At 49.3% G+C, this 20,012-nt stretch carries 14 protein-coding genes and 1 tRNA gene; 12 read left to right on the top strand and 3 right to left on the bottom strand.

The features are described 5' to 3' along the window. Positions 1-77: 77 nt before the first annotated feature. The gene (locus HQ41_RS02800; protein ID WP_044187622.1) at positions 78-1,514 is read right to left on the bottom strand and encodes a DUF4270 family protein; all 1,437 of its coding nucleotides are present in this window, start codon (positions 1,512-1,514) and stop codon (positions 78-80) included. Beyond that, entirely contained in the window at positions 1,511-2,314 is an 804-nt protein-coding gene (locus tag HQ41_RS02795; protein WP_044187619.1) for a glycogen/starch synthase, read from the bottom strand. Before HQ41_RS02795 ends, HQ41_RS02800 begins: the two co-directional genes overlap by 4 nt. Positions 2,315-3,212: 898 nt before the next feature. On the opposite strand from HQ41_RS02795, the gene HQ41_RS02790 reads away from it, so the two are divergent. The 12 genes from HQ41_RS02790 (at position 3,213) to HQ41_RS02735 (ending at position 16,666) form a co-directional block, all read left to right on the top strand. Continuing rightward, a tRNA-Asn gene (locus HQ41_RS02790) sits at positions 3,213-3,289 on the top strand. A gap of 108 nt (positions 3,290-3,397) precedes the next feature. Continuing rightward, complete coding sequence (gene rfbA, locus HQ41_RS02785) at positions 3,398-4,294, top strand: glucose-1-phosphate thymidylyltransferase RfbA (protein WP_044187616.1); 897 nt, start codon at positions 3,398-3,400, stop codon at positions 4,292-4,294. A 43-nt stretch (positions 4,295-4,337) separates the two neighbouring features. After that, the gene (gene rfbB / locus HQ41_RS02780) at positions 4,338-5,408 is read left to right on the top strand and encodes a dTDP-glucose 4,6-dehydratase (RefSeq protein ID WP_044187613.1); all 1,071 of its coding nucleotides are present in this window, start codon (positions 4,338-4,340) and stop codon (positions 5,406-5,408) included. Between the two features lie 178 nt (positions 5,409-5,586). Continuing rightward, the gene (locus HQ41_RS02775; RefSeq protein ID WP_235316887.1) at positions 5,587-6,804 is read left to right on the top strand and encodes an N-acetylmuramoyl-L-alanine amidase; all 1,218 of its coding nucleotides are present in this window, start codon (positions 5,587-5,589) and stop codon (positions 6,802-6,804) included. A gap of 34 nt (positions 6,805-6,838) precedes the next feature. Beyond that, positions 6,839-7,723: an MlaD family protein gene (locus HQ41_RS02770; protein ID WP_044187609.1), complete on the top strand. Its 885-nt coding sequence runs from the start codon at positions 6,839-6,841 to the stop codon at positions 7,721-7,723. 8 nt (positions 7,724-7,731) lie between these two features. Then, positions 7,732-8,733, top strand: coding sequence for an NAD(P)-dependent oxidoreductase (locus HQ41_RS02765; RefSeq protein ID WP_044187606.1), 1,002 nt, complete (start codon positions 7,732-7,734; stop codon positions 8,731-8,733). Positions 8,734-8,744: 11 nt separating this feature from the next. Beyond that, entirely contained in the window at positions 8,745-11,015 is a 2,271-nt protein-coding gene (locus HQ41_RS02760; protein WP_052405251.1) for a GH92 family glycosyl hydrolase, read from the top strand. Between the two features lie 14 nt (positions 11,016-11,029). After that, positions 11,030-12,691 (top strand): alpha-amylase family protein, encoded by a 1,662-nt coding sequence (locus tag HQ41_RS02755; protein ID WP_044187601.1) that lies wholly within the window; start codon positions 11,030-11,032, stop codon positions 12,689-12,691. A 21-nt stretch (positions 12,692-12,712) separates the two neighbouring features. Beyond that, positions 12,713-13,390: a response regulator transcription factor gene (locus HQ41_RS02750; RefSeq protein WP_044187598.1), complete on the top strand. Its 678-nt coding sequence runs from the start codon at positions 12,713-12,715 to the stop codon at positions 13,388-13,390. A gap of 12 nt (positions 13,391-13,402) precedes the next feature. Continuing rightward, on the top strand, positions 13,403-14,686 hold the full coding sequence (locus tag HQ41_RS02745; protein WP_044187595.1) for a sensor histidine kinase KdpD: 1,284 nt from the start codon (positions 13,403-13,405) through the stop codon (positions 14,684-14,686). 92 nt (positions 14,687-14,778) lie between these two features. Then, positions 14,779-15,213, top strand: coding sequence for a PepSY-like domain-containing protein (locus tag HQ41_RS02740; RefSeq protein ID WP_044187592.1), 435 nt, complete (start codon positions 14,779-14,781; stop codon positions 15,211-15,213). A 46-nt stretch (positions 15,214-15,259) separates the two neighbouring features. Then, positions 15,260-16,666, top strand: coding sequence for a PepSY-like domain-containing protein (locus tag HQ41_RS02735; protein ID WP_044187589.1), 1,407 nt, complete (start codon positions 15,260-15,262; stop codon positions 16,664-16,666). A gap of 115 nt (positions 16,667-16,781) precedes the next feature. Here the strand turns inward: HQ41_RS02735 and HQ41_RS02730 are convergent, their stop codons facing one another. After that, complete coding sequence (locus HQ41_RS02730) at positions 16,782-18,473, bottom strand: hypothetical protein (RefSeq protein WP_235316883.1); 1,692 nt, start codon at positions 18,471-18,473, stop codon at positions 16,782-16,784. Positions 18,474-20,012: the final 1,539 nt, after the last annotated feature.

Below are 20,012 nucleotides of genomic sequence, written 5' to 3'. Positions count from 1 at the left end.
ATAGTTCTACAATGAAACTAAGGCTATCGACAGAGTATAAGCAAACTCTGTTGATAGCCTTAGACACAAATGATGATCTACTGACTAAACTGAGAGGATACAACCTCTAGTTGGAGCTTCTCTGGTCGCTTGTCCATGCGCACAAAGCTAGGGAACAAGAACTCATTGAGTCCTATGGTCTGCACATGTTCCCCATTGCGTGTTATCTCTCTATCCACTGGCACAAGGCGCAACTCCAAATCTCGATCGACACTCCAACCAGCCTCCCTGCTATAGCGTGCATGGTGCTTGAGGTGCTCTGTCACAAGACGAGCTATGTTGGAGAAGTTATAGAAACGTGCAGAAACGCTATACCGAGAGGATAGATAGCTCGTGGCTGCTCTACTGCGCTCAGTCAACCCTTTGGCAAAAAAGGAGGTTACCGAATCCTTAGGTATGAGCAGCATATAGGAAGGCGGATTGAGCAGAAGATCTTTGGGGTTCTTTACATCAATCTGCATCTGGGCATCGGCCAAAGACCAATCGGAGCCAATGTTGATCTTGGCTTTGCCTTTGAGTAAACGAGCCATCTGCTCTTTTTTGAGCTCTATGGCTCCAATCACCCCTGCAGGCTGCTTGATATAGAAGTATTCATCGCTAGGGACTAGAAGCACATCGGAGTACGGATTGCTCAAAGCATTGATATGCCCCGTCAGCTTGGTACTAATAAAAGCCTCAGTAGCGACTGGTTTTTTCGCTTTATCCCCCTTAGCTTTCTCTCTCTCTGCCTTGTCGGGAGTGTAGGTGTAGTAAATCACCAAGGCCGTGCTCACCACCTGCAGCACATTGCCACGCCCCGTAGTTGGGGTGACCAGCAGAGAACCTAGCACATCTTTGTCGAAGCTCTCTTGAGTGTCGAATAGATAAGGCTTCTCCTTGGATAGGTCATAGATGCGCTGCCCAACCTTAGTATCAATAGGGAGGGCTATGGTCAGCACAGAGTCACGGGCCGAGTAGTGGCGCCAGAAGCTATTGCTACTGATGTTGAGGTGCTTCTCCCCGATTAGGTTCTCTGGCTTGCGATACTGCTCTAGCGCCTCTGGGGTGGTAGAGTAGGCCATAGTACCCAGCCCTTTGACCTCGTAGATCGAGAGCTTCATCTCCGAATTAACGTCCCCGATAGATCGTTCGTAGCCGAGCATCAGCTTAACCGAGTCAATCTTACCTCCTAGTGGCTCACGGGCGAACTTAAACCTCGGCGCCGTACGCAGGCGGGCGACAAACTCTCCATGGAAGTCCCCGTACAGAGGGTCGGAGATCTCTCCAAGAAGACTAGTGGTACTACCGGAGGAGTAGACCGACTCCGCCTTAACGCTGCTAGCCTCGAACTGGAGCCTATGTAGCTCACTATCTACTTTATCTCTGGGCGACTGGATAGACTCTCCTATGCGGGAGAGCTTATCCTCTTGGTCACATGCCCCCAAAACTAGGCACCCCAGCAAGAGGGCTCCTAGTTGGCTTACGAGCGACTTCATACGATCTTGTCATAAAATTCATTGTAGGCATCAGCATAGTCCTCTGTGCCTTGGTAGGGAAGGAAGGGTGTATTGGTCTTCTCAATATAGGCCATCAGCTCAGGATCAATATGCTCACTACCCTGTACGACACCATGAGCATGATGAATAGCTAGGCGCATGAGAGCCTTATAGTCAGTCTTACCCTCCATCATCGCCACCGATGGGGTTTTGATGTTGTCGAACTTCAGCTTCTCAAACAGCTCCTCAGGCATAACACACTGCTCCTCGTCATTGTAAATAGTGAAGATGAACTTGGCCTTCTTCAGGCATGGATCATCGTGGTAGACCTTCTTGAGGTAGATCATAGCGAGGGCAGTAAACCAGCCATGGCAGTGAATGAGGTCTGGGATCCAACGCAGCTTCTTGACTGTCTCGAGTGCTCCACGCACGAAGAATATGGAGCGCTCATCGTTGTCATTGGCTCCCTTATTGTCGGGTCCATAGAGAGATTTGCGCTTGAAGAAGTCATCATTGTCGATGAAGTACACCTGCATACGTGCAGAGGGGATAGAGGCCACCTTGATGATCAGAGGGTGATCATTGTTATTAATGATCATATTGATCCCCGAGAGGCGGATCACCTCGTGGAGCTGATTACGGCGCTCGTTGATCAATCCATATCGAGGCATGAAGAGCCTTACCTCATTTTTCCGCTCCTGAATGAACTGCGGCAGATTTCTCGACAGCTTCGAGATCTCTGTCTCGGGTAGATATGGAAAAATCTCCTGCGATATATACAATACTCGTTTAGACTTCATTATACTTTGTTCTTTTCTTATCCTGCTTCTCTCCTCTGTGACCGCCCAAGCGATACGCACGAGCAGAGATAGCCAAACCTACAATTAGGGTGCAAAGTTACGAAAAATCTACCACTTGCGCACCAAAGCAAGCATAGCGTCCAGGGCAACCGCATCAAAATATAAGCTACTGATTATCAATATCCATTTTTTTCTTACAACAGAGATTGAGAGCAGTTAAGTTCAAAGCTGATGTTGATAATCAATATGTTAAGTGTATAGCCAAAATTTGATGCGGTTGCCCTGGCATAGCGTCCCATAGCCACAGCTCGCTGCGACGGTTCATCACTGGCTCACTTGTAGGGCGAGATTTATATTTTCACTCACTTTTCAGATTGTTGATGGGACAACCTCAAGCACCCCTAGACTCAGAGAGCAAACTCAATATTTACCCCCTAGGAGGCGCTACACGAGGCGCTGATAGATCTAGGCTGACAGACTCCATCGGCAAAGAGATCGCTCAACCAAGAGAGTCCTCACAAAACACTAGACAACAACACCTTAATCCAGATCTCATAAAACGAAGGCCCCTGTACGCCCTATTCATCGGGAGTTTCGTCCCATCAATCTTGGCGAATCGGTGGACACATCGCTCTAGCTTAGTCCTACAATCCAAGAAAATCTTCCCAGCAATCTATCGACCTATACGAGGCGACCTCTCTCAAATCACCTTTAATCCATTTGCATTTCTTAACACAAAAGATAATATCCTGTCTACTTACTAACGTAGCACCACCCATGTAGCGTATGCACCATACTAGCAGATTCTTTTTATTTGGTGGGTAGCTGTGAGGCACTAGACTCTTGTGTATTTTCAAAAAACACTTACCTTTGCGAGCGATTTTGAGCAATTCAACACGCTTTCTTAGCTCAGTCGGTTAGAGCATCTGACTGTTAATCAGAGGGTCCTTGGTTCGAGCCCAAGAGAAAGCGCCAAACTACGAAGAGAAGCGGGTATTTCTGTACGAGGAATACCCGTCTTTTTTGTATTAGCCCCTTTTATTACTTTTGCTTCGTAGACTTTGTTATATCACATACATTCTAATGAAAGGAATCGTATTGGCCGGCGGATCGGGGACACGCCTATACCCTATTACTAAAGGGATCAGTAAGCAGCTACTACCTGTTTACGACAAACCGATGATTTACTACCCCATCTCGGTACTGATGCTCGCAGGCATCAGAGAGATTCTCATCATATCTACCCCTCACGACTTACCTTGTTTCCGACAGTTACTGGGTGACGGATCAGCTCTAGGCGTACACTTCGAGTACAGGGAGCAGCCTTCGCCAGATGGGCTAGCACAGGCCTTCTTGATCGGGAGCGACTTCGTTGGCGACGACAGTGTCTGCCTCGTGCTGGGAGATAACATCTTCTACGGCACGGGCTTCTCGGCTATGCTCAAGGAGTCTGTACGCCAAGCCGAGCAGGAGCAAATGGCTACGGTATTTGGTTACTGGGTCAATGACCCCGAGAGATATGGTGTGGCGGAGTTTGATGAGCAGGGACGCTGCCTCTCCATTGAGGAAAAACCCCAGCAACCGAAATCCAACTACGCAGTCGTGGGGCTATACTTCTACCCCAACAAGGTGCTAGAGGTAGCCAAGGACGTCAAACCCTCGGCACGAGGTGAGCTAGAGATTACATCAGTCAATCAAACCTTTCTCCAAGACAATGAACTACAAGTGCAGACCCTAGGCCGTGGCTTTGCTTGGCTCGATACTGGGACGCACGACTCGCTGATGGAGGCTACAACCTTCATCGAGGCTATCGAGAAGCGACAAGGGCTCAAGGTAGCCTGCCTCGAAGAGATTGCCTACCGCAGAGGCTGGATAGATCGGGAGCAACTCCTCAAGCTAGCGGAGCCCATGGCCAAAAACCAGTATGGGCAATACCTGACCAAGATAGCCGATGCCGAGGCTCCTAGGCAGAGCAAATAATAGCCTTAGGGCACAAAACTAGAGCACAAGACAAGAACACCGTATGGATTATAAGCGTCACATATTGGTAACGGGAGGGGCAGGCTTCATTGGCTCGCACCTTGTCCGCCTACTGGTCAATAAATATCCCGACTACCTAATCATCAACCTCGACAAGCTAACCTATGCAGGCAACCTCGCCAATCTCAAAGATGTAGAGGCTGCTACAAACTATCGCTTCGAGCTCGGAGATATCTGCGACCTAGAGCGTGTGGCTCATCTCCTAGAGGAGCATTGCATCGATGGTATCATTCATCTAGCCGCCGAGAGTCATGTAGACAGGAGCATCAAGGATCCGCTAGCCTTTGCACGAACGAACGTCATGGGTACGCTCACACTGCTACAAGCAGCCAAGACCTATTGGTCCTCTCTACCCTCGGGCTACGAGGGCAAGCGTTTCCACCACGTCTCGACAGATGAGGTCTATGGCTCTCTAGAGCTAGGCGGTGGCTTCTTCACCGAGGCTACCAGATACGACCCGCATAGCCCATACTCCGCGAGCAAGGCGAGTAGCGACCACTTCGTCCGTGCCTTTGGAGATACGTACGGTCTGCCAGTTGTGGTGACCAACTGCTCCAACAACTATGGCTCGTATCAGTTCCCCGAGAAGCTTATTCCGCTATTCATCAACAACATTCGCCAAGGCAAGCCCCTACCAGTCTACGGACGTGGCGAGAATGTCCGCGACTGGCTATACGTCGAGGATCACGCCCGAGCACTAGATGTCGTTTTTCATCAAGGGGCAAACCTACAGACCTACAACATTGGAGGCTTCAACGAGTGGCGCAATATCGACCTTATCCACGTACTAATCTCGACCGTAGATAGACTGCTAGGCAACCCCGAGGGGCATTCACTCGGGCTGATTACCTATGTCACCGACCGAGCTGGTCACGATCTGCGCTATGCGATCGACGCTACCAAGATCAAAGATGAACTAGGCTGGGAGCCCTCTCTACAGTTCGAGGAGGGGATAGAGCGAACGGTACGCTGGTATCTCGACAATCAAGAGTGGATTGACCAGATTACCACCGGCGACTACCAGCGCTACTACGCAGAGATGTATCAGCTCTAGAGCTTTTGCAAAGGAAGACACCAAGGCGGTACAGCGAAATAAAACTCTCGCTGCACCGCCTTGGTGCCTATGAATCTATCATGATGACGATACTTCTCTAGCCACTAGGAGGAGGACAATCTGCACGCTTGGCTCACAGTGGCTAATATGCTCGATTGGAACATTAAATTTGCTAACTTTGTGCGTTAAAGCGATTAAGTACGTGTATCAAATCAACCTATCAAATAAAAATAGACTGCTGGGCGTTTGGCTATGGGGGCTTCTACTGCTCCTAGGTAGCGGATGGGGGCTGTCGGCAGCCCAATCCAAATTCGTCGTAGTCATCGACGCAGGGCACGGAGGCAAAGACCCCGGAGCTGTACGCAATGGGCTCAAAGAAAAAGATATAACGCTCTCTGTAGCCCTCAAACTTGGGGAGATGATCAAGGCCAATCACCCGAAAGTCAAGGTACTCTACACAAGGGACAAAGATGTATTCGTGGGGCTGCAAGCTCGATCCGACTTTGCCAATCGGCACAAGGCTTCGCTCTTCATCAGTGTCCACGTCAATAGCGCCTCTCCCTCGGCTAGGGGAACAGAAACCTATGTATTGGGGCTCAATAAGCAAGCTAGCAACCTCGCCGTGGCAATGCGAGAAAATGAGGTGATGCTGCTTGAGGACGACTATAAGACAACGTATCGAGGCTTCAACCCCAAATCCACCGAGAGCTACATCATGTTCGATCTGATGCAGGACGCCTACATCAACAGTAGCATTGAGTTTGCCAACCTCGTAGAGCGGCAGTATAGCCGTTTGGGTAAACCCAGCCGTGGCGTGCGCCAAGCTGCTCTGTGGGTGCTCAGCCAGAGTGCTATGCCTAGCGTACTGACTGAGATAGGGTTTATCTCCAACAACTCCGACCAGAGCTACCTCAAGAGTCCCGAGGGGCATCGAGAGATCGCACGGGCTCTATCTAAGGCTTTCAGCCAATACTACAAGCGGCAGACAGCTACCCCCAAAGAGAGCAATCGCTCAGAGGAGAGTAAGAGCGAGGGCTCTGCAGACTCTACCGATACTGACGACTCTATGGCAGATAGCTCAGAGCCCACCGAGCCCAAGGAGCCTCACCACGAGGCAACTCGGGTAGAACAACCGAACAGCACAAGCCCCGAGGGGCGAAGCTACCGCATTCAGTTTATGGCTCTATCCAAGGCGATAGACACCAAGGACAAGCGCTTTGCCAAGCTAGGCAAACCAATCAGACGCATCAAGGACGGCGAGCGATATCTCTACACCTGTGGCGATACCGAGAGCCTCGCCGAGGCTCGTAAACTACGCAAGCAGATCGCCAAGCAGTACAAAGACTGCTTCATCGTGGAGTACAGATCGGGCAAGCGCATCGGACGTGTCCAGTAATCAACAGAAGATTAACTATACATCAATAGGAGCAATGAAAATCAGAAAAGAAGTCAAGATAGGGCTAATAACCCTCATGGCTCTAACCCTAGGGTACGTAGGTCTCAACTTCCTCAAAGGCATTGACTTGTTTAAGAAGGAGTCTATATTCTACACCAAATTCGACAACCTCAACGGTGTAGCCAATGCTACCCCAGTGATGATCAGTGGCTACAAGGTAGGAGCTGTGCGCAAAGTGGACTTCATCTATACACCCGGCAAGGGATATGGAGCCACCCTTACCCTAGCTCTTGACCCAAGTGTGCAAATCCCGAGAGGCAGTAAGCTCAACATCAAGAAGAATATGCTCACGGGCTCTGTCCTGACGATCGAGACTCCAGAGCCACAGCCGGGCTACTTCACAGACTTAGACACTATCCCAAGTGTGGAGGCACCAGCCGACCTAATCGATGTAGCCACAGAGAAGCTCGTCCCCGCCATGGAGGACGTCATTCCACATCTAATGGCGACACTGGAGCGCCTCAATGAGATCCTCGGCAACAAGGGAATCGACGCAACCCTCTCTGGGCTGCATGGCGCCACCACAGAGATGCAGTCTGTGGTAAACCAGCTGAGCAAGTCTATGAATCAGATGCCTCAAATCATGGGCAATGTGCTTACCGCTAGTGAGAGCATGGTAAAGATTGGGCGCAACGCAGAGCAATTCAAAATCGACTCCGTGATCCACAATGTCAATACGATGACAAGCAACCTGCGCATCCTTAGCGAGCAACTACGTAACCCCAATAGCACCGCAGGCCTACTCATCAACGATGCTCGCCTCTACAATCGCCTAGATAGTCTAGCCAACAGCGCAGACGAGCTGATGAAGGACCTCAAAGCGAACCCCAAGAGATACGTACACTTCTCGATCTTCTAGCCCCTCGTATGAAGCGCATACTCATCACAGGAGCTACGGGATTTATCGGTGGCCACTTGGTTCGCCAAGCTCAAGCCGCTGGCCTAGAGGTCTGGATAGCCCTACGCCCCGAGAGTGATAGGCAGAAAGCCGAGGCACTGGGGGCGAAGATTATAGGTTTAGATTATCGGAGCGAAGAGCAGATGCGCCGAGCCATGCAGACTGTGCCGACAGCTGGCGAGTGCCCGTGGCACTACGTCGTGCATAACGCTGGCATCACTAAGGCCAAAGACCGCAAGGAGTTTGACGAGGTCAATGCCGAGCACACGAGGCGATTGTGCTCAGCATTGGCCTCTCTGGCTAATCCGCCCGAGCGGTTTGTGCTGATGAGTAGCCTTAGTAGCTACGGTATTCCCTCGGGAAGTGAGCCCATTCGCTCAGCCGATCCTCAACGCCCCAATACGGCGTACGGCCGCAGCAAGATGCTCGCCGAGCAGTATGTAGAGCACAGCGGTCTTGCCTATACGATTCTTCTCCCTACGGGAGTATATGGCCCGGGCGATCAAGACTACCTGCTAGCGATTAAGTCGATCGCAGGCGGGCTCAACTTTATGAGCGGCCTACAGCCACAGGTCTTGACTTTCGTCTACGGCGAAGATGTCGCTCGGGCAGCACTATTCCTGCTTGCCGAACCGAAAGCGAGAAACAACCGCTACATCATCTCCGACGGGGCAACCTATACCGACGAGCAGTTTGGGCGACTAACACAGAGATTACTCGGGCGTAAGCATTGCTTGCACCTAAGGGCGCCTCTCTCTCTTCTATGGTGTATCTGCCAGGTAGGCTCACTCTGGACGAAGCTCAGTGGCCGTATGACGCCACTCAATCGGGACAAATATCCAATCCTCTCCCAGCGCTCATGGCGGTGCGATGCTAGCCCTCTACTAGAGCTTGGCTTCGTACCCAAGTATCTACTGGAGCAGGGCATAGAGGCAACGATACGGCACGCCCAAGCCACACATAGCATTTGAATGATTTGATTATGAATACAAGACAACTATACGCCCCACTTATGGGGTTCGCATTGCTTGCTCTAGGGGCATGTAGCCCAACCAAAGAGCACGTAGCCGAGCGTGATCTGCTCGTCTATGTCGATCCGTTCATCGGCACTGGTGGTCACGGACATACCTTCCCCGGGGCAACACGCCCCAATGCCATGGTACAGTTTAGCCCAGATACGCATCTGCAGGGCTGGGAGGCTAGTAGCGGCTATCACGAGAGCGACAGCTTGATCTATGCTTTCAGCCTAACTCATCTGAGCGGTACAGGTATCGGGGATCTAGGTGATGTGGCACTACTACCCTACTCGGGGGTAGATAGCCTCAAGCCTGTGGCACGATTTAGCAAAGCCAATGAGGTTGCCTCCCCCGGCTATTACTCGGTATATCTAGAGAACTTCGGTATCCAAACAGAGCTAACCTCCACCGAGCGTGTAGGACTGATGCGTCTGAAGTACGAGTTACAAGACGCCAATCGCAACCTTCTGCTCGACCTTGGGCATATCCTACAGCCCAACTGGGGGCACAAGGTACTCAAGAATGATCTGGAGATCGTCAATGACTCTACAATTAGAGGCACTTACTACACCAAGGGCTGGGCAGATCAGCATCAGATGAGCTACACCATTCATCTGAGTACCCCAGCCGATAGTATGGTGCTACACAGGAATGGAGAGGGCAGTCGAGTAGCCTATCCACTCGCACTGACCGATACGACAGATCTCAAGCTACACCTCTACCTGCCACAGGGCACAGAGCCATTGCTGGTCAAGACCGGCCTCTCGCACGTTAGCCCCGAGCAGGCAGAGAAGAACCTCGCAGCCGAGCTCCCACACTGGGACTTCGACCGCATTCGCGAGGAGAGCCGTGAGATTTGGCGAGGTGTTTTGGGCAAAATCCAGATTGAGAGCCAAGACCAATCTGTGCTCAAGAACTTCTATACGGCTATGTACCATGCCCACATTGCCCCCTTCAACTATCAAGATGTGGACGGCCACTTCCGTGGAATGGACAAGCAAGTGCACCGCAACGCCCGCCCCGAGGACGGACACTATACCGTATTCTCACTCTGGGATACCTACCGCACCCTCCACCCGCTCCTGACGATCATCGACCCCGATCGTGCGCTTCGCTATGGGCGCAGCTTGATTTCGGACTATCAAGAGGGAACAATCCTACCCCGCTGGCCACTAGCGGCAAACTATACGGGCTGTATGCCAGCCTATCACTCGGTAAGCGTACTGGCAGATCTTGTTGCCAAGGGTTTGGCATCGGGCGAAGACCTCAAGCTATGGGCAGAGGCTGGCGTGCGTAGTTCGGTCTATCGAGCCGACTTGGCCGAGAAGTTCGCCGGCACTCGTGAGCTAGACCTCATCACTCGTCACCCTCACTTCAAAGAAACGCTAGGCTTTATCCCCGCCGATTCGTTGCCCGAGTCCGTTTCGTGGGCGGTAGAGATGGCCTACGACGACTGGTGCATCGCACGCATTGCAGAGGCTGCTGGGCTAGACTCTCTCGCTCGTGAATACGACAAGCGTGGTAGATACTACCAGCGTTATTGGGATAAAAGAACCAATCTCATGCGCCCCGTGATGGCAGACGGTAGCTTCCGTACGCCTTTTAATCCCCGCTACTCGGCACACATGGAGAGCGACTACACCGAGGGGAATGCCTATCAGTGGAGCTTCTATGCCCCACACGATATGCAAGGCTTCATCAAAACTATGGGCGGCAGAGAGGTACTAGAGGCCAATCTTGATACACTCTTTACGACATCATCACGTATCGACGGAGAGAAGCAATCGGGCGACATCACTGGCCTTATTGGGCAATACGCCCACGGCAATGAGCCAAGCCACCACATCGCCTACCTCTACAACTACACCGCTAGCCCACACAAGGGGCAAGCTCTGCTAGACTCAATCATGTACACCTTCTACAAGCCTACCCCGGACGGCATCATCGGCAACGAGGACTGTGGGCAGATGTCGGCTTGGTATGTGATGAGTGCTCTTGGCTTCTACCCTGTTTGTCCGGGCCTGCCCGAGTACCAGATCGGTCGCCCCATCGTAGACGAAGCTCGTATCGCTGTGCAAGGAGGAGTCTTCACCATCAAAGTCAAGAATAATAGCAGAGCCAATAAATATGTCGCCTCGGTGAAGCTAGACGGCAAACCCCTCGGGGGGCTAACCTTGCAGCACAGTACGCTTCGTGCTGGCGGTACACTCGAGATCGAGATGACGGACAAAATCTAGCACCCGACTGATCTATGAGTAAAATCATCATCTATTCGCTCCTGCCACGTCTTTGGGGGAATGACTGCCTAGAGCCTAAACCTTGGGGCAGTTATGAAGAGAACGGTTCGGGTAAGCTCTCGGATCTAGATGAGCGAGCCCTAGCTTACATCCGCTCTCTAGGAGCCACGCATCTGTGGTGTATCGGCCTACTCGAGCATGCCACGGCAACGGCTTGGGCAGAGATCCCTGCCGATGCACCAGATATGGTCAAGGGGATTGCAGGCTCGCCCTATGCTCTGAGGGATTACTACGACATAGCACCGAGCTTGGCAGACAACATCGACAAGCGTATGCAAGAGTTCGAGGCTCTACTAGAGCGTGTACACCGCTCGGGGCTCAAGCTACTCATAGACTTTATCCCCAACCATGTGGCTCGCTCCTACCACTCGGACGCTCAACCTGCTGGCGTTGTGGATCTGGGAGCCGATGATGATACGACCAAGCACTTCGACAATCAAAACAACTTCTACTACTTCCCCGGCGAGGCACTTCATCTCCCCCAAGGAGGTAGCTGGATAGAATCGCCAGCCAAAGCCACGGGCAACGACTGCTTCTCTGCCTATCCTAGCCAAAATGACTGGTACGAAACGATCAAGCTCAACTACGGCGTAGACTATCTAGGCGGAGGGCATCAGCACTTCGACCCTATCCCCAAGACATGGCTACGAATGCTCGAGATCTTGGACTTCTGGGCTAGTAAGGGGGTAGACGGCTTCCGCTGCGATATGGCCGAGATGGTACCCGAGGCTTTCTGGGGCTGGGCTATCCCTCAGCTCAAAGAGCGGTATGGAGCTGATCTGTGTTTCTTGGCAGAGATCTATCAGCCGCACCGGTACTCAGGCTATTTGCACGCAGGCTTCGACTATCTATACGATAAGGTAGGGCTATACGATACGCTCAGGGCGATCATGCGTGGCGAATGCTCGGCTAGTGCTTTCGACACTGCGAGAGATGCCGTTGCGAGCGACCAGCCTGCCATGTGCTACTTCCTAGAGAATCACGACGAACAGCGCATTGCCTCTGACTTCTTCGCCGCTTCGCCCCTTGTCGGCATACCGGCTCTCGGTGCTTCTTTGCTCTCGGGAGGCAATCCGTACTTGCTCTACTTTGGCCAAGAACTCGGCGAGCGAGGTATGCAAGCCGAGGGCTTCAGTGGTGTAGATGGGCGTACGACGATTTTCGACTACTGGTCGCTTGGGTGTATTCAGCGCCTTAGAGCTGACTATAAGGGGGGCGAACTAACAAAAGAAGAGCGCCATGTCCTAGAGAGCTACCAGCAAATCCTAGGCATTGCCCAGAGCGAACCACTCATCGCCTCGGGCGCTTACTATGGCCTGAACTTCGCTCAGGGGGTAGGCTATGATGCCGATCGCTGCCTAAGCTACCTACGCTATGATGACGAAGCCTATCTACTCGTCGTGGCTAATTTCTCTGCAGAGGCAAAGAAGCTGAGCATCAGCCTGCCCAATTTTATCCTTGAGCATATTTCGCTCCCTAGTAATACTCCGCTGCTAGCCGAAGATCTACGCACAGGCGAGCGGAGCATTACGGCGCTGACCTCCTATGCACCGTGGCAAATCTCGGTAGAGGACTACGGCCTCGAGCTCATCAAGCTGACTAAGCTCCAAGACTAACAGCATCAATATGTAGCTGATATGAAAATCTTGATCATCGAAGACGAACCAGAGTTGCTAGAGCTGACCAAAAACGCTCTGGAGAAAGAGCGCTATGTCGTAGAGGTCGCCGCCAACTACCGTCAGGCGATGGAGAAGGTCGGCGTCTACGACTACGAATGTATTCTACTAGACATCATGCTCCCCGATGGCGATGGGCTGACACTCCTCAACGAGCTGAAGAAGATGCGCAAACGAGATAGTGTGATCATAGTGTCGGCTCGGGGCTCGGTCGAGGATAAGATACAGGGGCTAGAGCTCGGGGCAGACGACTATTTGGCCAAGCCTTTTCATCTCTCGGAGCTCATCGCTCGCATCAAAAGTGTCATTCGGCGCAAGCACAACGATGGCGAAACCTCGATTACGTTGGGCAACGTGGAGATCTTCCCCGAGAGCTTTAGTGTACAGGTAGCAGGCGAGCCCCTTGAGCTTAACCGCAAGGAGTACGATATCTTACTCTACTTCGCCAATCGCTGCGATAGGCTAATCAACAAGAGTGCTATGGCAGAGGCCATCTGGGGCGACCACATCGACCAAGTAGACAACTTCGACTTCATCTATGCTCAGATCAAGAATCTACGCAAGAAGCTCAAGGAGGCCGAGGCCGGTATTGAGATCAAATCGGTCTACGGTGTAGGCTACAAAATGACTTTGCTCTAGCACATCTGCCCGATGAAGCTCATTCACCACACCATATCTAGACTCTCCGTCGCTCTGAGCATCGTACTGGCGCTCTGGGCAGTATTCTTCTACTTCGCCATGATCAACGAAGTAACGGACGAGATCGATGACTCGCTGGAGGACTATGCCGAGCTACTCATCGTACATGCGCTCTCTGGCGAGCAGCTCCCCTCGGAGCATACCAACAGCAACAACCAGTACTACCTCTCCCCCATATCGACCGAGGAGGCTTATCGTAAGCCACACATTACCTATGCCGACTCGATGGTCTATATCCCGCTCAAGCGCGAAACCGAGCCTGCACGCATCATGACCATTATATATAAGGACGGAGCGGAGCAGTACTACGAGCTAGCGGTATTTACTCCAACGATCGAGAAACAAGACCTCATGGGAGCCATCCTCTTTTGGGTCGTCTTCCTGTATCTATCCCTACTGGTAGTGGTGATGGTGGTTACTACGATCATCTACGAACGCAACAATAAGCCACTCTATCGGCTACTCAAATGGCTTGACCAATACCAAGTGGGGCAGAGCAACGTGCCTCTTGATACGGATACCGATATCGTCGAGTTCCAGAAGCTCAACGATGCAGCTCTGCGGCAAGTCAAGCGATCGGAGGAAGTCTTCGAGGAGCAGAAGCAATTCATCGGCAACGCCTCTCACGAGATACAGACACCAGTGGCTGTAAGTATGAACCGCATCGAGACACTGATGCAAGACGAAACCCTCACAGAGGAGCAGCTGAGCGAATTGGCCAAGACACATCAAACACTGGAGTATCTGAGCAAGCTCAACAAGTCCCTACTCCTGCTCTTCCGCATCGACAATCATCAGTTTGTGGAGCGCCAACCCATTGAGCTGAACGCACTGCTCTACCGCTCGCTCGAGGACTACAAAGAGGTCTACGATCATCTACACATATCCGTGAGCGTGCAGGACAGAGGGACACTAAACCTCGTGATAAACGATGTACTAGCCTCAATCCTAATCAACAATCTACTGAAGAATAGCTTCGTACACAACGTGCCGCATGGGGCTATCCACATAGAGATCACACCCCAATCCTTGACTATACGCAATTCCTCCGAAAGTGAAGCCCTAGACCCACAAGTCGTATTCGAGCGCTTCTACCAAGGGTATAAGAAGAAAGGGTCTATCGGCCTAGGACTGGCTTTGGTTAAGTCGGTCTGCGATATGGAGCAGCTATCTATCCGCTACTACTGGCAGGATAATCTACATTGCTTCGAAATCCAAAAAGCAAAAAAAGAATAAAAATTATTATCATTTCAAATTCCTTTCAGAATTGGGTCCTAATTTTGCCCCTGTAAACTGAATTAAACAACTAAAATAAAAGGAATAAAGAAATGAGAAAGTTTTTAGGTCTAGCACTAGTTGCTATCATCGCTTGCACAGTAGCATTCGCTGGTCAAGACAGAATAATCCCCTTCGAGAACCTCCCAAAGAAAGCGCAGGTTTTCGTCAAGAAATACTTTGGCGATCAGTCCATCAGCCTCGTGAAGCAGGAAACCGAAATCCTCTCCAAGACCTACGAGATTATCTTCGCCAGTGGCGATAAAATTGAGTTCGACGGCTCAGGCCTTTGGAAGGAAGTAGACTGCCGCACAGAGCTCCCCAAGGGTATCGTGCCTGCTGGCATCGACAACTACCTAACTAGAAACCACCCAAACTTGCTCGCTCGCAAGATCGAGAGGCAACGTAGGGACCGCTATGAGGTCAAGCTCACAAACGGGCTAGAGCTGACCCTAACCTCTGGCGGACGAGTAGTCGAGGTAGACTAAGACGATAGGATAGCAATAATTCAACAACTTAACTTCATATTATCTTATGAAAAAGCAGATTCTAGTGGCTCTGCTAGCCACAGCTACGCTTGCATCCGTTGGATGCACCAAGGACGATGCAACCAACCTCATCTCAGCACCAGAGGCTACAGTACAGGGTGAGGCTGGCAAGTTGCCTACTCAGGCACGCCAATTCGTGGCCGAGTACTTCCGTGGCTACGCAGCTAGCGAAGTAAAAACGAATGCCGTAGAAACGGAGAATGGAACACTATACACTAGTATTCTAGAAAAAACCGACGATCAGCTACGTGCTACGGTTATCTTGCCTTCACGTGTCAAGATCGAGTTCGACCGCAACGGACAGTGGAGAGAAATTGAGAGCCTCATCGACGGTGCTGCTCTACCCGAAAATATTCTCGGTCTACTCCCTGCTCCAATAGTACAATACGTACAGCGCAACTATGCAGGTATCGGCATACACGAGATAGAGCGCAAGTCTTACGGCTACAAGGTAGAGCTTGTCAATGACAAGGAGCTGCTATTCGACCGCAACGGCGAGGTCCTCAGCGACAACAAGAAGGGTCAGAAGCCACAGCAGCCCCAAAACAACCAGCTAGACAACAACGTACAGTACTTCGTGCGTACGCACTTCCCATCCTACAAGGTAGCATACATCAAGAACGATCACGACAATGGCGTTGAGCGTCGCAAGGTATACATCCGTAAGAGCTATTGGCAGAGTTTCAAGCTCGTATTTGATATGCAGGGCAACTGGCTAGAAGTAGAGGGCGATGACTATGGCCGCACTCCAGTACCAGCATCTGTACTAGCTCTTCTACCACAAGGTGTGGCTGATGCACTCTCGAGAAGCTACCCCTCTGTACCAGTAACTTCGGTAGAGAAGAAGCTCTCTGGCTACAAGATCGAACTCGCTGGTGATATTGAGCTGTACTTCGACCGAGATGGCAGACTTCAGGGTATCGACGACGACTCCAATGTAGACAATCCCGGCAATAGCAATAACCCCGGTAATGGTAGCAACCCTAGCAATCCCGGCAATGACTACCCCAATGCGGGCAATCTACCACAGCTAGCTAAGAGCTTCCTCGCCCAGCACTACCCCAATGGTTATGTGAAGAAGGTTGAGCGCAAGGCTCGCCCAGATCGTGACGGCAAGATGTACGAGGTAGATCTAACGAATGGCACGGAGATCGATTTCACTGCCGATGGTCAGTGGATCAAGGTTGATGGCGATGAGCGTCCACTCCCACAGTCTGTAGTAGATCTGTTACCAAGCAATGTACGTCAGGACCTACAGCGCCGCTTCAGAGGGGCAACCATGTCAAGCATCAAGAAGACACGCTCTGGCTACAAGGTAGAGGTACTCGTACGTGGCGATGATGTAGAAGTGTACTACGATGCACGTGGCAACTTCCAGCGCATCGACGACTAAAGCAAAAAGGAATTTTACCACCTCCCCAACTAAGACGAAAAGGATTGATTATTTAGGAGGCACGGGCTTGCAACTTAGGTTGCAAGCCCGTGTTTTTTGTATCAATAAAAGGACACTAATTGTCATGAAATAGCCTTACAAAGTATCCTTCCCTATTTGACTCCCCTTCTGGAGTGTACGTGTTTGCAGACTGACTAGTCAAGTGAAAAATCCAAGACGTTACACCATAGTCGGTAGCACTTCGATAGAATCCAGTATATCCTTGGTGCTCCACTGAACCTGATGCAGGATCTTTCTCTCCTCCAAGGGCAAGAAAACGAGTAATAACTTCCTTTTGATGCATCTCCCAAAATTCCTCTTTAGAAATATCATCAAGTGTACCCACAAATGATGGGCCCAAATAACATTGCTTTATTACCACACACTTCCCTCCCCTTGTAGAGAATGGATTAGTTTCATAGCTATATCTCCATGCAGACAGTTGCTCATTCGTACTATCTTGAAAACGAAGCGCATAACACACCCCAAGCTTATTGTAAGTAGCCGGATCATATTGATCATACCCAGGGCTATTGTTATATTCCCCTTTATATATTTTCGTTTCTCCGTGCACAGTTATAACTTCATTCAATCGGGCTCTTTTTACAACTGTTCCATACTCCACCGCATGAGCGCTAGCCCCCCAATGAGTATAAAACAAAGGTGCAATGCCGGCCCACTCAGTCTGTGTGGGGAGATGATAGCTAGAGGGAATATTATTGAGATCTACAGCTTCTGCTTGAGTATAATAACCACCATCAGTATCTCTATGCTGGGTAACAAACAATTTACTACCCTTTTCTCCTAAGTTATAGTCTGCCATATATTCCAAAGCAATCTTAGGCCTATGAACACTGGCATTAACCATGTGCCATGCGTGATTCTTAACAGGCTTACTAGAAGTGAATACTTGTAAGTTCTCAACTTGACTCCCCGAAACATTACCATTGAGAGTTATTTTAGTTAATGGCAAAGGGAACTTGCCTGAAAAGAGTTTCTCTTTGGTTGAGTGCTCATGATTATGAGGCATTACCCATACTAAGAATGATGCTGCTTCCTTGTATTTGAGATTAAAGTCAAGAGCATAGGTCATGAAATGGCTATTATTTTTTTCACCCCACTTAATCTGACTAATATCCTGATTAATGGCAGGAAGAAATTTATTCCTTAAATTAAACTCTCCATCCATAGAAAATACAAACGATAGAATACTTAGGCCTGTACCCTCAACATCAACTCCCTCTCTATTATTGGTTAAGCGAACATGAAGCATACTTCCTAGTGGTTTGAAACGGACAGAAACATTTCCAGCCCCTTCTTTTGTAATTTCTATTTTGGTCCAAGGGAATGCCAAAGGTATATCCATTGCGGCACTATTACCCTTACCAATAGGTACTATCATAGACTTAAATGCAAGGGATTTGTGTTCTTTATCATAACTTCCTCCTAATATCCCCATGACATACCAGTCTTCTCCGAGAGAAAATGCGTCCCCTTCCCGTAGTTTGATATCTCCTTTAAAAAATATAGTATTTTTCTTACTTGAAACTTTCTCCCAGTTGGTCTTCACATAAACAGGAGAACCATTAACCCCTTTTTTGATAATTAGCAAAACTTCATATTGCTTTTTATCCTTCATTTCAATTAAAGGTTTACCCTCAGGAGCAAGCTCAAAATCAATATCTCGCATTTGACTGTTAAGCGCATTCAAATCTAGATTTCCTAATAAGGAAACAGTTGTTGTTTGTTTTTCTGAATAATCCTCCATATCTTTATAATTGTGAGATGTATCACACGAAAAAAATATGAGTGTCAGAATTAAAAAGAGAGAGGCTCTTATAGGCTTCATAAAAGATCTTCAATTAATTAAACATTATAGACTTTCCCCTTCTTCAAAATCATCAATATTACCCTCTATTGAAAGGGTCGTCAAAAGGTTGTTAGATGAATGAAACTCAAGCTCCCAAAGCTGAGGAGCTAAATAAAATAGCCCGTTGTTCTTAAACTTCTGTTGCATAAGAATAATTTATTAGATTCTCCATAGGGAATATAACAACTACTCAATAATCTGTTTGTAGTTTTTCTCTCCACTATGGCTAGTTTCGTTGATGATACTCCGCCCCCAGACTACCTAACTCTCAAAACTCTCATTAAAAAAAGCGTGGGGCAACTGTAAGATCACTCTACTTAGTACGGGCTCGTGAGAAGGTGGCCTCAGAACATAGAATGATACGAAACAGTGCCCCACGCCCATAAAGACGGGGAAAACCATTAAGCCACTCTTCTGTTCTTCAAATTTTCTCACGATTTGCACTAAAGAAGAATGAAGCATAACGCTCCTAAATTATGTGACAGCATGATTAAATGCTATGCTTCGCAAAATTACAAAAAGACTGCTAAACAGCAAAATACCGAATATCTATTAAAAAATACACAAACCCTGTATAATTATTCCTTATACATTATTTCATACAAAGAAATCGGTTAATAGGCTGTTAAGCTTAAGTAGATAGCAGATTGTAGCGATACAAAGAAGTTTTTCTCGGAAGACTCCAGCTTCTACTAAAATACTTGCTTTTAGGTATTACAACGTAACCACTGAAAGAGTAAATGTATTTCGAGACTGACAAAAAATCTACATCCTCATTTCACTTGCAGACTATTAGGGATAATTTGATGTGTTTGTGCCGTCTTCTTGAGCATTTCTTCCCATCAATCTTCGGCAGTTGGTGGATACATCATAGGGAATTAATCCTCCAATCCAAAGTAATCAGCCTGTTTAATCTGAGAAACTCCTCTACACAGTCTTCATAAATTACGATTTCATTCTCCAAAAACTCCGGAATAATCTCTTCGCACTCCCTAACTAAAAAGTAAACAAAGAATAATAGCGAAGCGAAGATAGGCCCGTGTTTTTTGCCCGAATAATGAAGGATACACAGCATCTAGGTGGAGAGGCTCGGCCACAGTGCCCCACGATTTCTACCCCTCCGATGCTCGCCCATTTAAGCTAACGACCTCCGACAGCAATGCTGCTCCAGCACCAAACAAAGGTAACTTGTGCGTCTATTCATCTACTTTTTAGTTAAGGAGTGTAAAGAGGTTAGTGAGAAACTTAGAGAAATAACGCAGAGGTTTATAAAGGGGAGTGAAACCCCTAAAAGAAATTGAAGGGGAGATTGACTCCGATTGGTGGACTAATTCCCTATGGAGACCGTTGCACGACATTTAGCCGCCTTTCGGCTAGAAATGTTGTATATATCTCTGATTATTAATATATTTAACATGTAATTAACTGTATCGACAT

The sequence above is a fragment of the Porphyromonas sp. COT-290 OH860 genome, assembly GCF_000768935.1.
Classification (GTDB): Bacteria; Bacteroidota; Bacteroidia; order Bacteroidales; family Porphyromonadaceae; genus Porphyromonas.
This window is presented reverse-complemented; position numbering and strand designations above follow the sequence as displayed.